The 20,140-nt window shown below is 54.0% G+C and carries 25 protein-coding genes; 12 read left to right on the plus strand and 13 right to left on the minus strand.

Features of this window, described 5'->3' with window-relative positions:
• Positions 1–29: 29 nt before the first annotated feature.
• Both NF212_RS01130 and crp read right to left on the minus strand, forming a co-directional pair.
• A complete protein-coding gene (locus NF212_RS01130; protein ID WP_434358102.1) occupies positions 30–278 on the minus strand; it encodes a hypothetical protein in 249 nt (82 codons plus the stop codon).
• 192 nt (positions 279–470) lie between these two features.
• A complete protein-coding gene (crp, locus tag NF212_RS01135) occupies positions 471–1,103 on the minus strand; it encodes a cAMP-activated global transcriptional regulator CRP (protein ID WP_054673663.1) in 633 nt (210 codons plus the stop codon).
• Positions 1,104–1,351: 248 nt separating this feature from the next.
• Here crp and NF212_RS01140 point away from each other — a divergent pair, with 248 nt between their 5' ends.
• Positions 1,352–1,759 (plus strand): OsmC family protein, encoded by a 408-nt coding sequence (locus NF212_RS01140; protein ID WP_434360803.1) that lies wholly within the window; start codon positions 1,352–1,354, stop codon positions 1,757–1,759.
• A gap of 55 nt (positions 1,760–1,814) precedes the next feature.
• On the opposite strand, the gene NF212_RS01145 is transcribed toward NF212_RS01140, so the two are convergent.
• The 7 genes from NF212_RS01145 to NF212_RS01175 form a co-directional block, all read right to left on the minus strand.
• Positions 1,815–2,411, minus strand: coding sequence for a DUF3501 family protein (locus NF212_RS01145; protein WP_434358105.1), 597 nt, complete (start codon positions 2,409–2,411; stop codon positions 1,815–1,817).
• 13 nt (positions 2,412–2,424) lie between these two features.
• Positions 2,425–3,753, minus strand: a complete 1,329-nt coding sequence (locus tag NF212_RS01150) for a heterodisulfide reductase-related iron-sulfur binding cluster (protein ID WP_434358107.1) — start codon at positions 3,751–3,753, stop codon at positions 2,425–2,427.
• Positions 3,754–3,857: 104 nt separating this feature from the next.
• Positions 3,858–4,277 carry a rubrerythrin family protein gene (locus NF212_RS01155; RefSeq protein ID WP_434358109.1) on the minus strand — a complete coding sequence of 140 codons (420 nt, stop codon included), beginning with the start codon at positions 4,275–4,277 and terminating at the stop codon, positions 3,858–3,860.
• A gap of 142 nt (positions 4,278–4,419) precedes the next feature.
• Positions 4,420–5,289: a phosphoribulokinase gene (locus NF212_RS01160; RefSeq protein WP_434358111.1), complete on the minus strand. Its 870-nt coding sequence runs from the start codon at positions 5,287–5,289 to the stop codon at positions 4,420–4,422.
• Between the two features lie 77 nt (positions 5,290–5,366).
• Positions 5,367–5,582 carry a YheU family protein gene (locus NF212_RS01165; RefSeq protein WP_434358113.1) on the minus strand — a complete coding sequence of 72 codons (216 nt, stop codon included), beginning with the start codon at positions 5,580–5,582 and terminating at the stop codon, positions 5,367–5,369.
• Positions 5,583–5,669: 87 nt separating this feature from the next.
• Positions 5,670–6,662, minus strand: coding sequence for a hydrolase (locus NF212_RS01170; RefSeq protein ID WP_434358115.1), 993 nt, complete (start codon positions 6,660–6,662; stop codon positions 5,670–5,672).
• Positions 6,659–8,041 carry a PLP-dependent aminotransferase family protein gene (locus tag NF212_RS01175; RefSeq protein ID WP_434358117.1) on the minus strand — a complete coding sequence of 461 codons (1,383 nt, stop codon included), beginning with the start codon at positions 8,039–8,041 and terminating at the stop codon, positions 6,659–6,661. Before NF212_RS01175 ends, NF212_RS01170 begins: the two co-directional genes overlap by 4 nt.
• Before the next feature lie 122 nt (positions 8,042–8,163).
• On the opposite strand from NF212_RS01175, the gene NF212_RS01180 reads away from it, so the two are divergent.
• Positions 8,164–8,766, plus strand: a complete 603-nt coding sequence (locus tag NF212_RS01180) for a LysE family translocator (RefSeq protein WP_434358119.1) — start codon at positions 8,164–8,166, stop codon at positions 8,764–8,766.
• On the opposite strand, the gene NF212_RS01185 is transcribed toward NF212_RS01180, so the two are convergent.
• Both NF212_RS01185 and NF212_RS01190 read right to left on the minus strand, forming a co-directional pair.
• A complete protein-coding gene (locus tag NF212_RS01185; protein WP_434358121.1) occupies positions 8,753–9,265 on the minus strand; it encodes a TIGR02444 family protein in 513 nt (170 codons plus the stop codon). The genes NF212_RS01180 and NF212_RS01185 overlap by 14 nt on opposite strands.
• The gene (locus NF212_RS01190) at positions 9,208–11,130 is read right to left on the minus strand and encodes an ABC transporter ATP-binding protein (protein ID WP_434360804.1); all 1,923 of its coding nucleotides are present in this window, start codon (positions 11,128–11,130) and stop codon (positions 9,208–9,210) included. Before NF212_RS01190 ends, NF212_RS01185 begins: the two co-directional genes overlap by 58 nt.
• 407 nt (positions 11,131–11,537) lie before the next feature.
• Here NF212_RS01190 and kefG point away from each other — a divergent pair, with 407 nt between their 5' ends.
• The 5 genes from kefG to NF212_RS01215 all read left to right on the plus strand — a co-directional run bounded on the left by kefG (position 11,538) and on the right by NF212_RS01215 (position 15,860).
• Positions 11,538–12,113: a glutathione-regulated potassium-efflux system ancillary protein KefG gene (kefG, locus tag NF212_RS01195; RefSeq protein WP_434358123.1), complete on the plus strand. Its 576-nt coding sequence runs from the start codon at positions 11,538–11,540 to the stop codon at positions 12,111–12,113.
• Positions 12,101–13,924, plus strand: a complete 1,824-nt coding sequence (gene kefB / locus NF212_RS01200; protein WP_434358125.1) for a glutathione-regulated potassium-efflux system protein KefB — start codon at positions 12,101–12,103, stop codon at positions 13,922–13,924. Before kefG ends, kefB begins: the two co-directional genes overlap by 13 nt.
• Before the next feature lie 21 nt (positions 13,925–13,945).
• Positions 13,946–14,143, plus strand: a complete 198-nt coding sequence (locus NF212_RS01205; protein WP_434358127.1) for a YheV family putative zinc ribbon protein — start codon at positions 13,946–13,948, stop codon at positions 14,141–14,143.
• Between the two features lie 98 nt (positions 14,144–14,241).
• Entirely contained in the window at positions 14,242–14,826 is a 585-nt protein-coding gene (gene slyD / locus NF212_RS01210) for a peptidylprolyl isomerase (protein ID WP_434358129.1), read from the plus strand.
• Between the two features lie 26 nt (positions 14,827–14,852).
• The gene (locus NF212_RS01215) at positions 14,853–15,860 is read left to right on the plus strand and encodes an isoaspartyl peptidase/L-asparaginase family protein (protein WP_434358131.1); all 1,008 of its coding nucleotides are present in this window, start codon (positions 14,853–14,855) and stop codon (positions 15,858–15,860) included.
• A gap of 14 nt (positions 15,861–15,874) precedes the next feature.
• On the opposite strand, the gene NF212_RS01220 is transcribed toward NF212_RS01215, so the two are convergent.
• Both NF212_RS01220 and NF212_RS01225 read right to left on the minus strand, forming a co-directional pair.
• Positions 15,875–16,096 (minus strand): SlyX family protein, encoded by a 222-nt coding sequence (locus tag NF212_RS01220; protein WP_434358133.1) that lies wholly within the window; start codon positions 16,094–16,096, stop codon positions 15,875–15,877.
• Between the two features lie 10 nt (positions 16,097–16,106).
• Positions 16,107–17,084, minus strand: coding sequence for a WD40 repeat domain-containing protein (locus NF212_RS01225; RefSeq protein ID WP_434360805.1), 978 nt, complete (start codon positions 17,082–17,084; stop codon positions 16,107–16,109).
• 119 nt (positions 17,085–17,203) lie between these two features.
• Here NF212_RS01225 and fkpA point away from each other — a divergent pair, with 119 nt between their 5' ends.
• From fkpA to tusB, 5 genes are all read left to right on the plus strand, one after another.
• Entirely contained in the window at positions 17,204–18,031 is an 828-nt protein-coding gene (gene fkpA, locus NF212_RS01230; RefSeq protein ID WP_434358135.1) for an FKBP-type peptidyl-prolyl cis-trans isomerase, read from the plus strand.
• 172 nt (positions 18,032–18,203) lie between these two features.
• Positions 18,204–18,893 (plus strand): helix-turn-helix transcriptional regulator, encoded by a 690-nt coding sequence (locus tag NF212_RS01235; RefSeq protein ID WP_434360806.1) that lies wholly within the window; start codon positions 18,204–18,206, stop codon positions 18,891–18,893.
• A complete protein-coding gene (tusD, locus tag NF212_RS01240; protein ID WP_434358137.1) occupies positions 18,890–19,309 on the plus strand; it encodes a sulfurtransferase complex subunit TusD in 420 nt (139 codons plus the stop codon). Before NF212_RS01235 ends, tusD begins: the two co-directional genes overlap by 4 nt.
• A gap of 9 nt (positions 19,310–19,318) precedes the next feature.
• The gene (gene tusC / locus NF212_RS01245; protein WP_434358139.1) at positions 19,319–19,675 is read left to right on the plus strand and encodes a sulfurtransferase complex subunit TusC; all 357 of its coding nucleotides are present in this window, start codon (positions 19,319–19,321) and stop codon (positions 19,673–19,675) included.
• 12 nt (positions 19,676–19,687) lie between these two features.
• Positions 19,688–19,978 carry a sulfurtransferase complex subunit TusB gene (gene tusB, locus NF212_RS01250; protein ID WP_434358141.1) on the plus strand — a complete coding sequence of 97 codons (291 nt, stop codon included), beginning with the start codon at positions 19,688–19,690 and terminating at the stop codon, positions 19,976–19,978.
• Positions 19,979–20,140: the final 162 nt, after the last annotated feature.

Here is a 20,140-nt window from a genome sequence, read left to right on the forward strand (position 1 = left end):
TTTTTTATGTGAGGGAGCGCAGCTAGTGCTTACTGTTGGGGCGGTTCCTGTGTCCAGAGAGAGGATTCCGGTCCATTGTGGCGGCCTTTTTCAGAGGCCAGTTCCTGCTGGTTTAGGTAATGCCCCATGCCACAAAAACCGGTGAGTTCGGTTGTTGTGTTACTGCTCGGAGCGCCAGGCAGAGTCCACTCACTGTGGTCAAAGTACTCGATGTTCATTCCCTGTCCATCCCTGTCATATGGTGACTTCCCCTCCGGGGTGCCCGGACAAAATATCATGCGTGCAGCACCTTGCAAGAAAAACTGGCGAGATCTTGCTCACAATACCTGTTGGAATATTTCGGTGATTTTTTCTTGCGGATGAGGGTGTTGCAGGTGTGAGCCGGAATGTGGCGTCAGGAGGGCGCTTGGGAAATCAGACATACAAAAACGCCAGTCTGGGACTGGCGTTTTACAAGCGATACCCTGAAATTAACGGGTACCGTATACCACGATGGTTTTACCGTGGGCAGAGATCAGGTTCTGCTCTTCCAGCATCTTCAGGATGCGGCCAACGGTCTCACGTGAACAGCCAACAATCTGACCAATTTCCTGACGGGTGATCTTGATTTGCATGCCGTCTGGGTGAGTCATGGCATCTGGCTGCTTGGCCAGGTTCAGCAGAGTTTGTGCAATGCGGCCGGTAACGTCCAGGAACGCCAAGTCACCAACTTTTTGGCTGGTCACCTGCAGACGGCGAGCCATCTGGCCTGAAAGGCGCATCAGGATATCCGGGTTAACCTGGATCAGCTGGCGGAATTTCTTGTAAGAAATTTCGGCAACTTCACAAGGCGTTTTAGCGCGAACCCATGCAGTACGTTCCTGACCTTCCTCGAACAGGCCAAGTTCTCCGATGAAATCGCCCTGGTTGAGGTAAGAAAGGATCATTTCCTTGCCTTCCTCATCCTTGATAAGTACTGCAACAGAGCCTTTAACGATGTAGTACAGGGTTTCTGCTTTTTCACCGGAGTGAATCAGCGTGCTCTTGGATGGGTACTTATGAATATGGCAGTGAGAAAGGAACCACTCAAGGGTTGGATCGGTTTGCGGTTTTCCTGGAACCATAAAACTCATTTCCTCTGCGTTTGTGCCCAACGATGACATCCCTATAATCTTTGTTGAGCTATTTTGGTTAGCGCCAATTAGGATAAGACGTCCTGTTGTGGGCGACAAGCTTTAGTCGCTGGCTTTGTAATACTCGGAAGTTTAACTTTTTTTGCCCCGGATTTCTTGATCTGTATCTATCGTAATTGGTCACTTATTTACCAAAACTGTGGATGGGATCACGTCGTCAAATGAAAGTAGGAGAATTTATGCAGGCCAAGGTGCGCTGGACATCGGATATGACCTTTCTGGGTCAGTCCGGATCGGGTCATTCTGTGGTGATGGATGGCAATGGCGGCAAGACGGCGCCGAGCCCGATGGAGATGGTTTTGATGGCTGCAGGTGGTTGCAGTTCGGTAGATGTGGTGGATGCCCTGACCTCTGTCGGGCAGGCTATCCAAGGATGTGAAGCCCAGCTTTCGTCTGTACGCCGTGATGAGGCCCCGCGTTACTTCACTTCAGTGAATATCCACTTCGTGGTTACCGGGGAAGGGCTTGACCATGTTCAGGTAGGGAAAGCGGTGTCAGACTCACTGGAGAAATACTGCTCGGTCTGTCTGATGCTGGGCAAAGGGGTGGAAATGACCCATTCCTTTGAGGTGGTTGAGGCCGCTTAACCAGCAGTAACATAAAGAAAATGCGGAGCACTGTTCTCCGCATTTTGTCGTGAAATCAGTTCAGTACTATATCATCAAGATCTGCAACCAAGGCATCTCGCTGGGTATCAGTCAGGATGATCCGGGCGTCCATATTTGGATGTGATACTCCAGCTTGCAATTGAGCCCCTTGCTTGAGGGCATGGATCATAGATGGAGGAAGCTCAAAACGCATGAAATGGACACTTGAGGTTTTCTCCTCATTGTCACGCTCAAGGTCTTCATCGCAGATAGGGTAAACCCTTTCCATGCCATCCACTGCAAGCCAAACCTTCTGTTCAACACCTATCAGGCGGGAAAGGGCAGCCTTGCGCTCCTGGGCATCCGGGTACTCAAGCATAAAGGTCGCCTTGAGGTTTTGTCCGTCGGGGATAAGCGGGTTGTAGGCTGCCAGTTCCTCTTCAATCCCGTCAGGTTCGAAGATCTTTTCAATTCGCAGCATCTCCTGGATCTGGTATTGCACGGTCCGGCGGTCTTCAAAGTAGAGCCGGGCGTGTTTGTTCAGCGCAATTTGCCTTGGGCGTTTGTGCTCCATCACCAGTTTGCGGTAGTGGGGGCGCTGGCGGGCATAATCCTCGAGTGACAGCAGATCAATCCGGGTCAGCTTTTGCATCACGTCTCCTCCTTTACAATCCGTAAGCTTTGCGCAGCAGTGTCATGGGGTGAACCGGCTTTTCAGCATGGGATGACAGGGCTGCAATATGGCTGCCGGCCATCGGGCAGTCACTGGCGAGGTAGGTTGCCCCCTGTTTGTCGACATTGCGGGCAACCGGCTTACCAATCTTGACCGCTTTGTCATAGGTTTCGGTTTTGACTGCATAGGTACCGTCATGGCCGGAACAGCGTTGCTGCGCCATCACATTTGTATCCGGGATAAGGCTGAGAATATCTGCGGTTTTCAGGCCGATATTCTGCACTCGCAGGTGACAGGCTACGTGGTAGCTGATATCACCCAGGTGGTGGGGGAACTCAGTATTGAACTTTCCGCCTTTGTGGCGAAGGAACAGGTATTCGAAAGGGTCAAAAAACGCTTCCTGTACCCGGGCGACATCTGCATCATCCGGGAACAGCAGGGGCAGTTCCTGTTTGAACATCAGTACACACGAAGGCACCGGGCCAATCAGGTCATAGCCTTGCTCGACCAGCCATAACAACTCGGGGATGTTCTCTTCCTTGGCGCGGGCGACGCTTTCCAGGTCGCCGAGTTCCATTTTTGGCATCCCGCAGCATTTTTCCTTGCCGACTATCTCTATATGGATGCCGTTGTGCTGGAACACTTTAAAAAAGTCCTCTCCCAGATGGGGGCTGTTGTAATTGCCGTAGCAGGTGGTGAACATCGCCACCTTACCGGTGGTGCCGTTGACCGGTTCGGGGGTGAGTTCCCTGGTATAGGATTTGGCCTGTCTGCGCATTGTTTGGCTGTGATATTCGGGGACAGTGGCATCCTTGTGTACACCGACTTTGTGCAACAGGCCCCGGAAGGTGCGGTTTTTGTTAAGGGCGTTAACGGTGACATCCACCACCGGGATGGTGGCCATTGAGCCGACAAGATCAGTACTTGAAAGCACCTTATCCCGGATGCTGGCACCCTGTTCGCGGAATTTAACTGCCTTGGCCCGGAGCATCAGGTGGGGGAAGTCAATTTCCCATTCGTGGGGCGGGACATAAGGACACTTGGTCATGTAGCACATGTCGCAGAGGTAGCACTGGTCGGCAACCTTCTGATAATCAGATTTGTCGACACCGTCCACCTCAAATGTGTCCGACTCGTCAATCAGGTCAAACAGGGTGGGGAAAGCATCACAGAGGCTGACGCAACGACGGCAACCATGGCAGACATCAAATACCCGCTCCATTTCCCGGTGCAGGGCTTCCCTGTCATAAAATTCTTCGCTTTGCCACTCGATATTGTGGCGTGTGGGGGCATCTATGCCGCCTTCGCGCTTTTCCTTCATGGCACAGCACCTCTCGATGATGGGGCGGAAGACCGCCCCGACAGTTGTTCACGATGGGAACATTGCTCTTTATTTTTCTGGATTATCTGTCATCGAGGGTGAGCTCAGTCATCCAGGTTATCCAGTGCTTTCTGGAAGCGGTTGGCGTGGCTGCGTTCTGCCTTGGCAAGGGTTTCGAACCAGTCAGCGATTTCATCAAACCCTTCATCCCGGGCGGTTGCGGCCATGCCCGGGTACATGTCTGTGTACTCATGGGTTTCACCGGCAATCGATGCTTTAAGGTTCGCAGCGGTGTTCCCCATTGGCAGGCCGGTTGCCGGATCACCTACTTCTTCCAGGTATTCCAGGTGTCCATGGGCGTGGCCGGTTTCCCCTTCGGCGGTAGAGCGGAATACCGCGGCGACATCGTTGTAACCTTCAACGTCAGCTTTGGATGCGAAATAGAGGTAGCGGCGGTTGGCCTGGCTTTCACCGGCAAATGCATCCTTGAGGTTTTGTTCCGTTTTGGATCCTTTCAGAGACATAGTTCTCACTCCTTTGCTGGTTAAAAATTAGTCACAGCATTATCAGTAAAGAACAGGCTTCTGAATTGAGCTAATGAATAAAACGAGCCAACTCAATCGACAAAATCGATGAGGTGGCCCGCCAGGGAAGGAAATGGGGGGATCAGCTGATCTTGCCGGTTTCGATAAGTTGCTGGATTAACGGGCGAATAATCAGTTCCATGGCAAAACTCATTTTGCCGCCGGGTACAACTATGGTGTTGTGGCGGGACATGAAAGATCCCTGGATCATGGATAGCAGGTAGGGGAAGTCGACCTTTTTGATCCCGCGGAACCGGATAACCACAAAGCTCTCGTCTAGTGACGGTATTCCCTTGGCATTGAGCGGGTTGGAGGTGTCAACTGTGGGTACCCGCTGGAAGTTGATATGGGTCCTTGAGAACTGGGGGGTGATGTAATTGAGGTAGTCATCCATGGAGCGGACGATAGAATCCATGACGGCCTCACGGGAGTGGCCCCGGTCCCGGGTGTCGCGGACGAATTTCTGGATCCACTCCAGGTTGACGATGGGTACCATGCCTATCAGCAGGTCGACATGCTGTCCGACGTTGACATCGCCGTCCCTGACGCCGCCATGCAGGCCTTCATAAAACAGGACATTGGTACTTTCCGGCAAGTCCTGCCACGGGGTGAATGTCCCCGGCATCTGGTTGAACGGAACTGCCTCGTCAAAGGTGTGCAGGTAGCGCCGGACCTTGCCGGTTCCATTGTCGCCATACTGGCGGAAGAAACTTTCCAGCCCCTCGAAATCATTGGCCTGTGGGCCAAAATAACTGATGTGCCGGCCCTGCTCGCGCGCCTTTCGGATTTCCACATCCATTTCCGGGCGGGTGAAACGGTGGAAGCTGTCTCCCTCTACCCAGGCCGCCTTGATGTTCATCATATTGAACATCTTGCGGAAGGCTTCAGAGGTGGTTGTGGTGCCGGCACCGGAAGAACCGGTCACCGCTATGATCGGGTGTTTGGCTGACATGACATGCCCTGTCAAAAATAAAACGATTCCTTTTGAAGTGTTTAACAGGGCTTGTCTGGTTGGTCAAGCTAGGAGGTTTAGCTCAGTGCGTTAGTTAGCTTAATGTCGACAGTTTCATGCAATTCTGAGAAAACAATGACGGCATCGCCACGTTTTAGCGCCTCACGAACCTGTTCGACCTTGTCTGAGAAAGGCACCTCATCCATGCCGTAATCCGTCCCTTCCCTAAGTACGAAATGCTCGATGAGGTTGGTAAGGGTGTCCTCGGCCAGATCTTGCCACGGAATAATCATGTTTTCCTGTCCACAGCCCAGAGGCTGACTGCTGAATCTATCTGTTTATTTTAGCTGTCACCGCGCGCTTTAGATAGCGTGAGCGAGTTACAAGTGACGCGTAAAAAACGCGGGTACCGCTTTATCGAGCCAGTATTCCGGGTTTCTCAGGGTACCGCTGATAAAACCAACATGGCCGCCGCGCTCACAAAGCTGGTATTCAATATTGTCCGGCAGGGGATGGGCCGGGATTACTGCGTCGGTCATAAAGGGGTCATCCTTGGCATGGATGACTTTAAGCGGGATTTGGATATTCCCCAGTACTGAAATACCGCTGCAACGCCGGTAATAATCTTCTGCATCACTAAAGCCGTGCAGGGGCGCGGTGATCATGTCGTCAAACTGGTAAATGTTGCGGATGGCAGGCTTGCCCTTACCGGAAACCCGGCCGACTTCGCCATGGCGCTGGAGCTTTGTGGAGAGCTTTCGTTTCATTGACCCCAGCAGGTAGGCCTGATAGACCTTGGAGAACCCCTGCTGGATCCGTTCTGAGCAGGACGACAAATCAAGCGGGGCTGAAACAACACAAGCCACACTTACCAAGGGATCCTGGCTGTATTCAGCCAGGTAGCGTACCAGCATGTTCCCGCCGAGGGATACCCCGGCGGCAGCGATGCGGGTATCCGGGAAACGGTTTTTCACGGTTTCAAGGAAGAACCTGGCATCGCCGGTTTCACCTGAGTGGTAGCTGCGGGGGTGACGGTTTGGTGTGCCGCTGCAACTGCGAAAGTGCATGATCACCCCGAGCCAGCCCTGCCGGCGGTAGGCATCCAGCAGGCCGTGGGCATATGGGCTGTAGAAGCAACCTTCCAGTCCGTGGAAAAGTACGGCAACCGGTTTGCCTTTTGCCGTTTCCGGGTTTTCCGTCCAGGCGAGGTCGACAAAATCACCGTCCGGCAACTCAAGCCTTTCCCACACAGGGGAGAAGGCAGGTTTGCGGCGCAAAAAACGTGGCAGCAGGGTTTGCAGGTGCGGGTTTTCCAGGCCTTTGGCCGGGATGAATATATCAGGCACTGCGGTTGTCCTCAGGGAATCGGTCATAGGGTAAATTCGTCCGCAGGTGGACTGGCGAGTATATCTGCCAGGGTAGCGATACCCTGTTCAAGGCTTGCCAGCTCCTTGGGGGCACTCACTGCAATACGCACTGCCGGGAGGGCGGCGTAACCGGGCGGAACAAACAGCTCGGCTGATTTTACATCCAGGCGCTCCTCGCTGCACCTTGCCAGGAACTTGCTCAGAGGCCAGGTGTCAGGCAACAGCAGCCAGCCGTGCAGGCCGTTAGGGTGGTAACGGACATCGAACCCGGTAAGCAGCTCGCCAACCCGCTCCCAGCGGGCTGCCATGTCCCTGCGGACCTGATTCAGCGTGTCTTCTGCGACACCCTTTCGGGCCATCATGGCTGTCAGTGCTGAAAGCAGGGGGCTGACCATCCAGCTGTGGTTTTGCAGTGTACGGATAAATGCTGGGTAGAGATCTTCCGGGGCCAAGACAAATCCCATACGGAGGCCGGGAGCCAGAAACTTGGCAAAACCACTGACATGGATAACCAGCTCCGGTGCCAGGTTTACCAGTGGAGCAGGCCGTTTCTCTGGCAGCAGGCCGTTTACGTCATCTTCAAGAATATAAACTTTGTGCCTCCTGCAAACGTCGGCTACGGCTGCACGACGGGCATCGCTCATGGTCGCTGTGGTGGGGTTTTGCAGGGTAGGCGTCAGGTAGACAAGCCTTGGCTGGTACAAACGGCAGGCCGCCTCCAGGGATTCAGGGACAATGCCTTCATCATCCATCAATACCGGTTTGAGGGTAAGTTGCTGCTGGCGTGCAGTACTGATAAGGCCGGGGTAACAGAGCTGCTCCACCAGTATGGTATCCCCGGCACGGCAGAGAGCTTCCACCACCAGCTTGATACCATGCTGGGCTCCGTGGCAAAGCAGCATGTGTTCCGGCCGGGCATTAACGTTCTGGGACTGGAGCCAGTCTGCAAGTGCCTCCCGGTGGCTGTCGATACCCTTAGCAGGTTGGTAGAGCATCAGTTCATTGAGCTCATCCGGGTAGCGCGCGAGGGTATTGAGGGCTTCTGCCATCCAGTTGGCACGTTCGATGGGGGGCGGGACATTGTAGCCAAAGCTGACGTCCACCGTGTTCCTGTTCTGGTCAAAAATCCATGTGGGCTTATCGTGCTGGCAGACATAGGTACCGGCACCGATCCGGGCTTCTACCAGACCCCGGCGCTCGGCCTCGCTGTATGCGCGTGTGATTGTCCCTATGGTGACGCCAAGCCGGTCTGCCAGCGCCCTGTGGGTGGGCAGTTTGCTTCCGCCGGAAAGGGAGCCGTCTGCAATCCGGCCTTCAATGGCATCAGCGACCTGTTTATAGCGTGGCCCACCATCTTCTTTGAATTCCATTGTCTCGATTGTCATGGTGACAATAAACCTTTTGCGTGGGTTTTCGTTCCTTGTTAGGGTGAATCTTGCGCGCAAAATGATCAATTTTCAATCAGGTATCGAAATTGTATCGATACAATCATATGAGGATGTGACACATGACAGACTGGACGCTTGTCATGCCGCTGGCGGTATTTGCGCTGACAACTTCGGGCACACCCGGGCCGAACAATATGATGCTGACGGCGTCCGGGGCGAACTTTGGCTTTATCCGCACTCTGCCACATATGGTGGGGATCTCCGCCGGTATGGTGCTGTTGATCCTCTCGGTGGCGGCCGGGCTGGGGGTGATCTTCCAGACCTTTCCTGCCGTGCAGGAGGGGTTTAAATGGGCAGCAAGCGGTTACCTGCTTTTCCTGGCATGGAAGATAGCAACAGCCGAACCGTCATCGCAAAAGCGTTCTTCCGGATCCCGCCCCATGAGCTTCTGGGCGGCAGCCATGTTCCAGTTCGTTAACCCCAAGGCGTGGATGATGGCAATAAGCTCAATCAGTACCTTTACCGTGTCTGGGGATAACTATTGGCTTTCTGCCATGGTTGTTTGTGCGGCATTTGTGGTGGTTGGGTTGCCTGCGATATCTGTCTGGGCAGGGTTTGGGGTTATGTTGGGCAGGCTGATTTCCCATCCCCGGAGCTGGCGGGTTTTCAACGGCACCATGGGTGTGCTGACAGCCGGGTGCCTGGTATTTATTTGGGCGTAGTGGCCGTGGTGTTACCGTGCATCAGGGCGTTGTACAGGTAGGCTGCATTGGGGGTCAGGCGGCGGCAGTAACGCTTTACCACTGATTCTTCATCCATCAGCCAGGTTTCCTGGTTTAGGGCGGCCACCAGGTCTTTTTGCTGCTGCTGTTCCAGCTTAAGCTCAAAGCCGAGCATTTTGCGGTACAGGGTGATATCAATCTGGCGTTTTACCTCGCGCCGGATCTGGCGGTAGTCATCAAGCAGGAAGGCGGAATGTTCCAGTGCCAGCTCAAGGCGGTCGAGGCTGGCGTCATCAAGGCTGAAGCCGCGTGACTCCAGCCAAATCAGCATCAGGGCAAGATTTACGTTGCCCTGGTGCTTGTCCTGGAGTGCCAGGCAGGCGTGTTTGACATCCGGGTCTTCGTAATGGGACAGGCAGAACCGCCAGAGCCCCTCCGGGGTCAGGCCGTTTTGAATGCTGTTTCCATCTGTTCCAGTTGTTCCTGAAGCTCCATCCATTCCAGCTCGACCTCTTCCAGTTTCCCCTTGGCCTCGGCCTGTTGCATCAGCAACTCATTCAGCTTGCCTTTGTTCTCGGCGCTGTAGAGGCTGACGTCGGCCATGGCGTTTTCGACATCCGATATCTTGGCAGATAAATCGGTCATCTGTGTTTCCAATTTGTCAATTTTCTTGCGAATAGGGGCAGTCTGGCGGCGGAACTCGGCATCCAGGCGTTTCTGCTCCTTGCGGGCAGCCTGGCTGTGCTCGACCTTTTTCTCGGTTTTTTCCGGCTTGGCTTCACGGCGCGTGGCTTTCTGCTGTTCGCTGAGCCACTTGTGGTAGTCGTTGAGGTCACCGTCAAACGGGGCGACCTGTTGGTCGTGGACCAGATATAGGTCGTCGGTGGTGGCGCGCAACAGGTAACGGTCGTGGCTGACGATAACCATGGCCCCTTCGTAGGACTGCAGTGCCAGGGTCAGTGCCTCACGCATGTCGAGATCAAGGTGGTTGGTCGGTTCGTCCAGAAGCAGCAGGTTCGGGCGTTGCCACACCAGCAGTGCCAACACAAGGCGCGCTTTTTCGCCGCCGGAGAACGGGCCGATAATCTCCAGTGCCTTGTCACCCTGGAAGCCGAAGCTGCCAAGGTAGTCACGAAGCTGCTGTTCGGTAGCTTCCGGTGCCAACCGGGTCAGGTGTTGGAGCGGGGTTTCATCAGTACGCAGTGTTTCCAGCTGGTGCTGGGCAAAGTAGCCGATTTTCACGCCCTGGGAGTAAGTCATCTCGCCGCCTTGTGGCTTGATGGAACCAGAGAGCAGTTTAATCAGGGTCGACTTACCGGCTCCGTTGCGCCCCAGCAGGCCGATGCGGCTGCCCGGTACCAGATTGAGCCGGATCTTTTCCAGAATCAGTTTGTCGCTGTAACCGGCTGCCACGTGGTCCATCATCAGGATTGGGTTTGGCAGTGCATCCGGCTCGCGGAATTCAAAGCTGAATGGGTTGTCGTACTGGGCCGGCAACACTTTTTCCATCCGCTCAAGCGCCTTGATACGGCTCTGGGCCTGGCGGGCCTTGGTTGCCTTGTAGCGGAAGCGGTCAATGTAGCTTTGCATATGGGAAATCTGGCGCTGCTGTTTCTCGAAGCTTGCCTGTTGCAGGGCCAGCTTTTCCGAACGCATGATTTCAAACGCTGAGTAGTTGCCGGTGTACTCGTTAAGCTTCTGGTGCTCAACATGGATGATGCGGCCGACAACCGGGTCGAGGAAATCTCGGTCATGGGAGATCAGCACCAGGGTGCCGCGGTAGCTTTGCAGCCATTTTTCCAGCCATAGCACGGCATCGAGGTCGAGGTGGTTGGTCGGTTCATCTAGGAGCAGCAGGTCAGAGCGGCACAGCAGCGCCTGGGCGAGGTTGAGGCGCATCCGCCAGCCACCGGAAAACTGGGTCAGGTGCCACCCCATCTGCTCCTGGCTGAAGCCGAGGCCGTCCAGTAGCTCTGCTGCGCGGGCATTGATACTGTAACCACCGATAGCCGCCAGTTTGTCGTGAAGGTCTGCCACCCGGTGGCCGTCATCGGCAGCCTCGGCTACATGGAGCTGGCCTTCCAGGTCGCGGTATTCTCGGTCCCCATCAATAACATACTCAATGGCAGTACGCTCCAGTGCCGGGGTTTCCTGTGCAACCCAGGCAACCTGCCAGGATGAAGGGAACTGGCAACTGCCGCCATCGAGGTGCAGTTCATCCCGGAGCAAGGCAAACAGGCTGGACTTGCCGCAACCATTTTTACCGACCAGGCCGACTTTATCCCCCGGGTGAATGGTGGCAGAGGTGTGGTCCAGCAGCATTTTGCCGCCGCGCATTAATTGGATATCGGAGAAAATAATCATGTCAGCCTGAGGGTTTCTGTCCGTTGAGAAGGCGGCATTATATACCCAAGCCATCTCAAGATGCAGTTTTCAGCGAGAGTTGATTGGTTGTCAGTCAAGGCGCTGTTTTGACGATCTAGTGGCTCTAAATCAAAAAACAGCAACGCAGAATGAGAGCCAATCAAACTCGCCCTTCGGGAGTGTTTCAGTGCGTCCACTTCTGTGTCAAATACCTTTGAAAGGGAACAGCCATTCCTACAGGTATTTTCCTTGAATTGAACGCACTGAAATCACTCTGAATAACGCACCTTGAGGTGGTTTGGGTATAGCTGCAGTCCCTCCGGGTGACACTGGACGGATCAGGATGCTGTGTTAATGTATTCGTAAGGTGACTTATAATGTAGATATATCACTTAAAAGGACTTTGAATGACAGACACACCCGAAGACAAGCCCCGAATTTTAGTGATATATGCCCACCCGGATCCCCATGGGTCCCATGCCAACCGCAAGATGGTAAACGCTGCATCACTGCTTTCACACGTCACTGTGACAGACCTTTACGGCAGCTATCCCGACTTCATCATCGATGTGTCGGCAGAGCGTGAAAAATTACTCTCCCACGATATATACGTGTTTCAGTTCCCCCTGCAGATGTATTCCTGCCCGGCCTTGCTAAAAGAATGGATTGATGTGGTGCTTGCCAAGGGGTTTGCCCACGGTGACGGGTCTGCCCTGGCCGGGAAATACTGGCGCTGTGCGGTGACTACCGGTGGTGCTGCTGATGCATTCTCTGAAAGTGGCTACAACAAATACACCATGGCGGAATTGTTACAGCCGTTTGAGCTGACGGCACTGCTGTGCCGGGGAAACTGGCTTTCGCCACTGGTATTGCACTGGGCGAGAAGGGTTTCCGATGATGACCGGAACGCCCATGCTGAAATTTATGCAGACTGGCTGGAAAGCCCCCTGCCTCTGATTGAGGGGCACCGATGGAGCCAGTGACATCCGCATTTATTGAACACAGTTTTCTGGGGGCGGCGATTATCTTCTTGGCTGCTGCCGTGGTGGCGGTACCCTTTGCCCAGCGCCTGGGGCTGGGGTCGGTACTCGGTTACCTTTTAGCAGGGATTGCCATTGGCCCCTGGGGGCTGGGGCTGTTTACCGACGTTGCCTCTATTCTCCATTTCTCTGAATTCGGGGTGGTGCTTCTCCTGTTCCTTATCGGGCTTGAGCTGAACCCTAAAAAGCTGGTGAAGATGCGCAAACCTATCCTCGGGCTTGGCGGCAGCCAGGTTGGGGTAACTGCGCTGGTCATCTTTGCCATCAGCCTTTCCCTGGGGGTGGAAAACCGGGATGCCTTGGTCATCGGGATGGCCCTGGCGCTTTCTTCCACCGCTATTGCTCTGCGGGTGATTGAAGAGCAGGGATTATCCCGCTCCGAAGCCGGGCAGAATGGCTTTGCCGTACTCCTGTTCCAGGATATCGCGGTTATCCCGATGTTGGCAGTTATCCCAGCCTTGGCTGGTGGTGGTATCGGGAGCTGGGTTGATGTGGTCATTATGCTGGGGGCCATCGTTGCCCTTCTGCTCGGTGGCCACTATTTGCTGCGACCGCTTTTCCGTTGGGTGGTAATGAGCGGTGTGCGAGAGCTTTTCAACGTCGCTGCATTGCTGCTGGTCATCGGAACTGCCCTTGTCATGCAAAGCCTTGGGCTTTCCATGGCACTGGGGACGTTCCTTGCCGGGGTGCTGCTGGCAGAAAGTGAGTACCGGCACGAGCTGGAGATTGCCATTGACCCTTTCAAGGGGCTGCTGCTGGGGCTGTTCTTTATCGCTGTCGGTATGGGCGTGGATATTGGCTTGCTGTTGCAGTACCCGCTGGAAATTCTGGCGTCGGTTGCCGGACTTATCCTGGTGAAGGGGGGCATCCTTTATATACTGGCCCGGATGTTTAGGCTTTCTGCCAAGGCGCGCAGCCAGTTAGCCGCCATTCTGGGACAGGGCGGGGAGTTCGCGTTTGTCCTCTTTACCGCAGCCCGGGGGGAAGGGTTACTTAACCCGGAGCTCAATGCTTTCCTGCTGGTGGTTGTCAGTGTATCCATGATGCTGACGCCGCTAATGGTTAGCTTGCAAAAACGTTGGTACCAGCGATTCCTGAATGATCCGGATCCGGAGAGCCAGGCACCGGATGCCTTTGAGGAAATGGACTCACGGGTCATCATTGCCGGGTTTGGCCGGTTCGGGCAAGTGGTAGGGCGGCTGTTGTTCGCCAACAAGATTGGTGTGACGGTACTTGAACGCGACCCGTCACAGATTTCCCTGCTGCGCCGTTTTGGTTATGAAGTGTATTACGGGAACGCGACCCAGCTTGACCTGCTGCGCGCCGCCGGGGCGGAAAAAGCCGAAGCCATTGTCATTTGCTCCCATTCACCGGAAGAGGTGATAGAAATTGTCCAGCTTTGCCAGCGCCACTTCCCGCACCTCAAAGTACTGGCGCGGGCACGGGGCCGGGTTGAAGCGCATGAGTTGATGAGTAACGGCGTGGATGCCTTTTCCCGCGAGACTTTCCTCAGTGCCCTGGACTTGGGCCGTCAGGCGTTGATCAACCTGGGTATGCACCCGTACAAAGCGCAGAGGGCGGAAGCCTATTTCCGTAAGCTGGATATGGCAATGCTGCATGAAATGTTGCCGCAGCACAGTGATGATGTCGCTGCGCTTTCCCGTGCGAAAGAAGCGCGGCAGGAACTTGAAGAGATTTTCGACCGCGAAATGCAGGTTGATACCGAACGCCACGACAAGTGGAATGAATCCTGATTAACAGATATTGGAAAGACCATGGTAAGGAAACGTTTTATTGCCGGTGCGGCCTGCCCGGAATGTAAAGAGCAGGACGGCATGCGCTGGTGGGAAGAGAACAATATCGAGAAAGTAGAGTGTGTTCATTGTGGCCATACGGATGAAAGACTGCCGAAATCCATGGAAAAAAGTGAGCGCAGCAGTGAAGGGATCATCGGGGTGTTCAAGCCGGAATAACAGCCTGCACCTTGAGCGTGCAGAAACAGAGGGTGACGGCGTGGCCGGGTTTTGGGTATGATGCGCGCGGAAAATACACACTTTGTTTCGGAGTGACGATGAAAATTGCAAAAGACCTCGTGGTTAGCCTGGCTTACCAGGTAAAAACTGAAGACGGTGCACTGGTTGATTCTTCCAGCAAGGATGCGCCTCTGCAGTACCTGCATGGCCACAAAAACCTGATCGATGGCCTGGAGAAGGCGCTGGAAGGCCACGAAGCCGGTGACGCGTTCTCAGTAACCGTGGCTCCTGAAGAAGCATACGGTGAATACGATGACAACCTGGTACAGCGTGTTCCTGCAAACCTGTTCCAGGGCGTTGACGAAATCACTGTTGGCATGCGCTTCCTGGCTGATACAGACCAGGGTCCAATCCCGGTTGAAATCACCGAAGTTGACGGCGAAGAAGTGGTGGTTGATGCCAACCACATGCTGGCTGGCCAGACACTGACTTTCGATGTGGAAGTGATGGCTATCCGTGAAGCGACTGAAGAAGAAGTGGCTCACGGCCACATTCACCAGGGCGGCGGTTGCTGCGGTGGTCACGGTCATGACGACGACCACGAATGTTGTGGTGGCCATGGTCACGATGACGATCACGAGTGCTGCGGTGGCGGCAACGGTGGTTGTGGTTGCAGCCACTAATCATCTGCGTGTAAAAAAGGAGCCTGATGGCTCCTTTTTTTATGGATAAGAAACAGATGGGAAACTTTGCCATAGCGATCCACGGTGGTGCCGGTACTATCGAACGCCACCTGATGACACCTGAACTCGAGGCCAGCTACCGCACCGCACTGGCAACTGCGGCAAAAGCCGGATATGACGTGTTGGCTAAGGGGGGCACTGCACTAGATGCGACCGTTGCGGCTGTCAGTGTGATGGAAGACTCCCCACTGTTCAATGCCGGCAAAGGTTCAGTGCTGACCCACAATGAAGAAGTGGAAATGGATGCGTTAGTGATGGATGGCGCAACACTCGAAGCCGGGGCAGTTGCTGCGATAAAACACATTAAAAACCCGGTACTGCTGGCCCGGGATGTGATGTCCCGAAGCAACCATGTCATGCTTTTTGGGGAAGGTGCTGAACAGTTTGCCTTCCGCGAGTGCGGATACGATTACACCGAGCAGGACTACTTTTTTACCGATCGCCGCTATGACCAGTTGCAGGCTATGAAGGAACTGGATGGTTTTGCCCTGTCAGAGGCCAGTTACAAAAAGCGTGACGTTTATCCGGACGATCACAAACATGGCACCGTGGGCGCGGTCGCCCTGGATAGCCATGGGAACCTTGCTGCAGCGACCAGTACCGGTGGACTGACCAACAAAAAATACGGCCGGGTGGGGGACAGTCCGGTAATCGGTGCCGGAACCTATGCCCGAAACGGGAATGTGGCAGTATCTGGAACCGGGATGGGGGAAGTTTTCCTTCGTTGTACCGTGGCGTCTGAGATTGCCGCCCGGATGCGCTATCTGGGTGAATCAGTGGCAGAAGCCAGTGAACGGGTCGTGCAGGGGGAGCTGAAATCCCTGGGCGGGGAAGGTGGCACTATTGCGGTTGATGCCGCAGGATGCATGCACTTTGCGATGAACTGCAGCGGAATGTACCGGGCTGAGGTAGGGGCAGACGGGCAGTGCCGGGTAGCCATCTTTGCAGATGAAGCACTGACCGCCGAGCCGTAACCAGACCTGCCGGGTTAGTAATGCGGCGGAGGGGTCTCTTCTGACATAGACGCGATGTTAGACGGCTCCATCGCCTTGATTTTTGAAACCAGGTAGGTGATTTGCGTCTGCATCTTGCTGATCATCATCTGCTGTTCGCTGAGGGCATCATTGAGTTCTTCAATGGCCTGTTCCTGGAATGCCAGCCGGCACTCCAAATCCTGCACATGCAGATCGAGCTTTTCTTTGTCAGTCATCGTCTCTCTCTCATTTGGCTATCCACGCCTGCGCGATGCCGGCGGAGGTGCTAGAGATTACCCTGCCAGTCGGATCAATAGCAACATCGTAAACAACGGCACTGGGGGGCCGGGTATCCGGCTGGGCTCTCGCCTGCCAACGCCCGATGTTGTCCCCTGTTGCGGTTTCCCACAGTTCAACCCGGCGTGAGGGGGAGCCGGTGGCCAGGCGTGAACCGTCATCGGAGAACCGGGCAGAAGAGTATATTTGCTGACGCAGGATGGATTTCAGCTGGCTGATCTTTTCGCCGGTTTGCAAATCCCAGATTGCCGCCATGTTGCCGCCATCTGAGGTAAAGGCGTATTTGGCATCCCGTTGCAAGACTACCCGCGTAACTCTGGCCTCAAGTGGGAAGTCATAAATTATCTGGCCAGTGTTTGTGTCCCAAAGGTAAGCGTTGTAGTCATTCCCGCCGGAAAGAACGAACCTGCCGTTCGCTGAGATATCTACGGTATTTACTTTTTCTCTGTGGGCGAGGAACTCCAACCGCCTTCCGTTGCCCAAGTCAACGAAGAGAGCTTTGCCGTTTGATAAAGCCAGTACTACTTTCTCACCGTTATTACTAAGCGCTGCGTCCCGGATGACCCCGTCTGAGATTGACCACAGGCCTTCTGCTTTGCCATAGGCCAGGTCCCAGACGGCAAAATTCTGTGACGTGGCTGTAATAGCGAAACGGTTGTTGTCCGATATACGGCTCACAATCACGGCGCTGGCATTTGGATCTTGTGGGCCGAAGTCGGCAAGCTGCTGGTTCTGTTGCAAGTCCCAGAGGAAGATGCCTGTCTCCTTTGCACTTAACAGGGCAAAGCGGCCATCTCGGCTAAGGCTGAAACTGGTTGTCCCTTCTGGGTGGATCGTCCAGCGTTGGGCCTCATCACCGGTCCAGAAACAGGCGTTGAGCGTCACCAATGTCAAAATGACGAAAAAATATTGAGCTCTTCGGGTCATCATGCTTGCAATCAATCAGTTGGGGCCCCATAACAATCAGTATATTGATTCGTGCCTGCTTTCGCATCAACCGATACGAAAGCAGGCAGCTCGGAAAAACCGCAGAAACGGAGTCACGAATGAAATCTGTACTTAAACTCTCTTTCCTGGCTGCTACTGTCGCCCTGGCAGTAGGTTGTAACCAGGAAGGAACCAAAGCCCCAGTATCAACAGCAGTGGCGGCTGATCAACCAGCACAAACTGAAACAGCCCAGCAGGCATTTGCCTCTGAAGATGATAAAGCTGCATACGCCATTGGCGCATCACTGGCCCAGTACCTGAATACCAACCTGGACCAACAGGCAAAAATCGGCCTTAACCTGAACAAGGAACTGGTTATTGCCGGTGTGGAAGATGTCTTCAACGGTAATCCTCGCCTGACCCAGGAAGAGACCCAGCAGGTACTGCAGGCTCTTGATGCCCGCGTGACTAAACTGGTTGCCGAGCAACAGAAGAAAGAAGCGGAAGCCACTGTGAAGGCCGGCGAAGAGTTCCGTGCAAAATTTGCCAAAGAGCAGGGTGTGGTAACAACTGACTCAGGCCTGATGTACAAAGTGGACACCATGGGTGACGGCCCTAAACCTAAGGCAACCGACACTGTGGTTGTTGATTACAGCGGTACCCTGATTGACGGCACCAAGTTTGACAGCTCATACGATCGCGGCCAGCCGGCAACCTTCCCGCTGAACCGTGTTATCCCAGGCTGGACTGAAGGTGTTCAGTTGATGCCAGTTGGCTCTAAGTTCACTTTCGTTATCCCGCCAGAGTTGGCATACGGTGCACAGGGTGCAGGTTCAATCCCGCCAAACTCTACCCTGAAGTTTGTTGTAGAGCTGAAAGAGATTAAGAAAGCCGCAGCTCCTGCAGCTGAGGCAGCCCCAAAAGCTGACGAACAGAAAACTCAGTAATCAGCCGCTGATATCTTCGGATAATTAAGCCCCGGCTTTTTGCCGGGGCTTTCTTTTTTCTGAGCACAATCTGATAAACTAGGCGCAGAAGAAGTTAAAGTTGTGCAAACGTCTGCATAAATGACAAAGGGTTATGTCAGTGGTAGCTACAGGAAACTTTAATAATGAGGTGATGGTCGAAAGTGAACTGCTCGAAAGTGAGCCGTTCAACGAACATGATTATGTGATCCTCAAATCATATGAAGCCGTTGTGGATGGCCTTGCTGAGCTGATTGGCCAGCACTGTGAAATCGTACTTCACTCGCTGGATGACCTGAATAAATCTGCCATCCGTATCGCCAACGGTGAGAATACCGGGCGTAAAATCGGTTCGCCGATCACCGATCTGGCGCTGCGCATGCTACGGGATATCGAAGGTTCGGAGCGAAATTTCTCCCGTGCCTATTTTACCCGGGCAAAAGGTGGGACCCTGATGAAATCCATCACCGTGGCAATCCGTAACGGTGACAAGCGCATCATTGGCCTTTTGTGCATCAACATCAATCTGGATGCACCTTTCTCCCAGGTGCTGCAGGCATTCATGCCTACAGAAGATGCCAAAACAGCAGCCTCGGCGGTGAATTTTGCCAGTGATGTTGAAGAGCTGGTGGACCAGACGGTGGAGCGGACCATTGAGGAAATCAATGCAGACAAGTCCGTGTCAAACAACACCAAGAACCGGCAGATTGTCATGGAACTCTATGACAAAGGCATTTTCGATATCAAAGATGCGATTAACCGGGTGGCTGATCGCCTCAATATTTCCAAGCACACGGTATATCTCTATATCCGTCAGCGAAAAACTGAGGAAGCGGAAGGGTGAGTGAGTTAGCGCCGGCCATTGAGAGCCCGCTGAACTATGTGTTGGTGGTCAGTGGCCCGGTTTACGGCAGCCAGGCTGCGCGCAGTGCGTTGTTGTTTGCCCGGGCACTTGTTGCCAGGGGACACAGCCTCAGCCGGGTGTTTTTCTACCAGGATGGTGTCTCCAACGCCAATGCCCTGACAGTACCGGCTAACGACGAATTTGATTTGGTAAAAGGCTGGCAGTCACTGTCTGAAGCATCCGGGTGTGAACTTACTACCTGTGTTGCCGCCGCCCTTCGCCGTGGAATGGTCGGGGAGCAGGAAGCCACGTTACATGGGCTTTCAGCCAATAACCTCGCAGATGGTTACGAACAGGCCGGGTTGGGGGCATTGGCTGAGTCACTGCTGACCTCCGACCGGGTGATCCAGTTTTAAGGAGCCGTGATGAAACGCTTGGGATTTGTTTTTACGTCAGCACCCCACGGTTCAGCCAGCGGCAGGGAAGCGTTAGATGCCGTGCTTGCTGTTTCCAACTATTCGGAAAATATCGCCCTGTTTTTCCTTGGGGACGGGGTTATGCAGTTACTGGCTGGGCAGTCCCCGGATACTGTGCTCAGCCGTGATTATATTTCCACGTTCAAAATGCTCTCGCTGTGTGATGTTGAAGACGTCTACATCAGCGAAGATGACTTGGCAGAGCGCGGTGTAACCGAAGCCGGGTTGGTCATTGATGCAGAATGCCTGTCCAAGTCGGCACTGGCAGAAAAAATGGCACAATGTGACCGCTTGATGCGGTTTTAGAGGAGCTCAGCGATGTTACATGTAGTCAGCCAGTCCCCTTTTGCAACAGATTCCCTCTCACTGTGCCTTGATTACACCACACCAGGTGATGCTGTTTTGCTGACAGAAGATGCGGTAATGGCCGCGCTTAGCGGTACAAAATGGCAATCAACTTTGGAAAGTTGTGGTGCTGAATGCTTCGTTTTGCAGGAGGATTTGCAGGCGAGGGGAGTAGAAAGTCGTGTTGAGCCTTCAATAAAGGTCATTGATTTTTCGGGCTTTGTTTTGTTGACTGAAGCTCACTCAACCCAGATGAAGTGGTAAACCGTCCATTCCTTCATATTAAGACGGTATCAGCATGAAATCCCGATCATAATTATCTGGGTTGTATAAATCTTGACACCCTTAAGTGCGACATCTACAATTTCGCGTCCTCAGTTTTTCTGAGGATAGATTTTTCACACTTGTACGTAAGTATAGATATCA

It is taken from the genome of Parasalinivibrio latis (assembly GCF_036825535.1).
Taxonomy (GTDB): domain Bacteria; phylum Pseudomonadota; class Gammaproteobacteria; order Enterobacterales; family Vibrionaceae; genus Parasalinivibrio; species Parasalinivibrio latis.

Bases quoted from the DNA above. Each gene is read 5' to 3' on its own strand.
- NF212_RS01130 (WP_434358102.1), bottom strand. From the start codon at position 278: ATGATATTTTGTCCGGGCACCCCGGAGGGGAAGTCACCATATGACAGG.
- crp (WP_054673663.1), bottom strand. From the start codon at position 1,103: ATGGTTCCAGGAAAACCGCAAACCGATCCAACCCTTGAGTGGTTCCTT.
- NF212_RS01140 (WP_434360803.1), top strand. From the start codon at position 1,352: ATGCAGGCCAAGGTGCGCTGGACATCGGATATGACCTTTCTGGGTCAG.
- NF212_RS01145 (WP_434358105.1), bottom strand. From the start codon at position 2,411: ATGCAAAAGCTGACCCGGATTGATCTGCTGTCACTCGAGGATTATGCC.
- NF212_RS01150 (WP_434358107.1), bottom strand. From the start codon at position 3,753: ATGAAGGAAAAGCGCGAAGGCGGCATAGATGCCCCCACACGCCACAAT.
- NF212_RS01155 (WP_434358109.1), bottom strand. From the start codon at position 4,277: ATGTCTCTGAAAGGATCCAAAACGGAACAAAACCTCAAGGATGCATTT.
- NF212_RS01160 (WP_434358111.1), bottom strand. From the start codon at position 5,289: ATGTCAGCCAAACACCCGATCATAGCGGTGACCGGTTCTTCCGGTGCC.
- NF212_RS01165 (WP_434358113.1), bottom strand. From the start codon at position 5,582: ATGATTATTCCGTGGCAAGATCTGGCCGAGGACACCCTTACCAACCTC.
- NF212_RS01170 (WP_434358115.1), bottom strand. From the start codon at position 6,662: ATGACCGATTCCCTGAGGACAACCGCAGTGCCTGATATATTCATCCCG.
- NF212_RS01175 (WP_434358117.1), bottom strand. From the start codon at position 8,041: ATGACAATCGAGACAATGGAATTCAAAGAAGATGGTGGGCCACGCTAT.
- NF212_RS01180 (WP_434358119.1), top strand. From the start codon at position 8,164: ATGACAGACTGGACGCTTGTCATGCCGCTGGCGGTATTTGCGCTGACA.
- NF212_RS01185 (WP_434358121.1), bottom strand. From the start codon at position 9,265: ATGGATGGAGCTTCAGGAACAACTGGAACAGATGGAAACAGCATTCAA.
- NF212_RS01190 (WP_434360804.1), bottom strand. From the start codon at position 11,130: ATGATTATTTTCTCCGATATCCAATTAATGCGCGGCGGCAAAATGCTG.
- kefG (WP_434358123.1), top strand. From the start codon at position 11,538: ATGACAGACACACCCGAAGACAAGCCCCGAATTTTAGTGATATATGCC.
- kefB (WP_434358125.1), top strand. From the start codon at position 12,101: ATGGAGCCAGTGACATCCGCATTTATTGAACACAGTTTTCTGGGGGCG.
- NF212_RS01205 (WP_434358127.1), top strand. From the start codon at position 13,946: ATGGTAAGGAAACGTTTTATTGCCGGTGCGGCCTGCCCGGAATGTAAA.
- slyD (WP_434358129.1), top strand. From the start codon at position 14,242: ATGAAAATTGCAAAAGACCTCGTGGTTAGCCTGGCTTACCAGGTAAAA.
- NF212_RS01215 (WP_434358131.1), top strand. From the start codon at position 14,853: ATGGCTCCTTTTTTTATGGATAAGAAACAGATGGGAAACTTTGCCATA.
- NF212_RS01220 (WP_434358133.1), bottom strand. From the start codon at position 16,096: ATGACTGACAAAGAAAAGCTCGATCTGCATGTGCAGGATTTGGAGTGC.
- NF212_RS01225 (WP_434360805.1), bottom strand. From the start codon at position 17,084: ATGACCCGAAGAGCTCAATATTTTTTCGTCATTTTGACATTGGTGACG.
- fkpA (WP_434358135.1), top strand. From the start codon at position 17,204: ATGAAATCTGTACTTAAACTCTCTTTCCTGGCTGCTACTGTCGCCCTG.
- NF212_RS01235 (WP_434360806.1), top strand. From the start codon at position 18,204: ATGGTCGAAAGTGAACTGCTCGAAAGTGAGCCGTTCAACGAACATGAT.
- tusC (WP_434358139.1), top strand. From the start codon at position 19,319: ATGAAACGCTTGGGATTTGTTTTTACGTCAGCACCCCACGGTTCAGCC.
- tusB (WP_434358141.1), top strand. From the start codon at position 19,688: ATGTTACATGTAGTCAGCCAGTCCCCTTTTGCAACAGATTCCCTCTCA.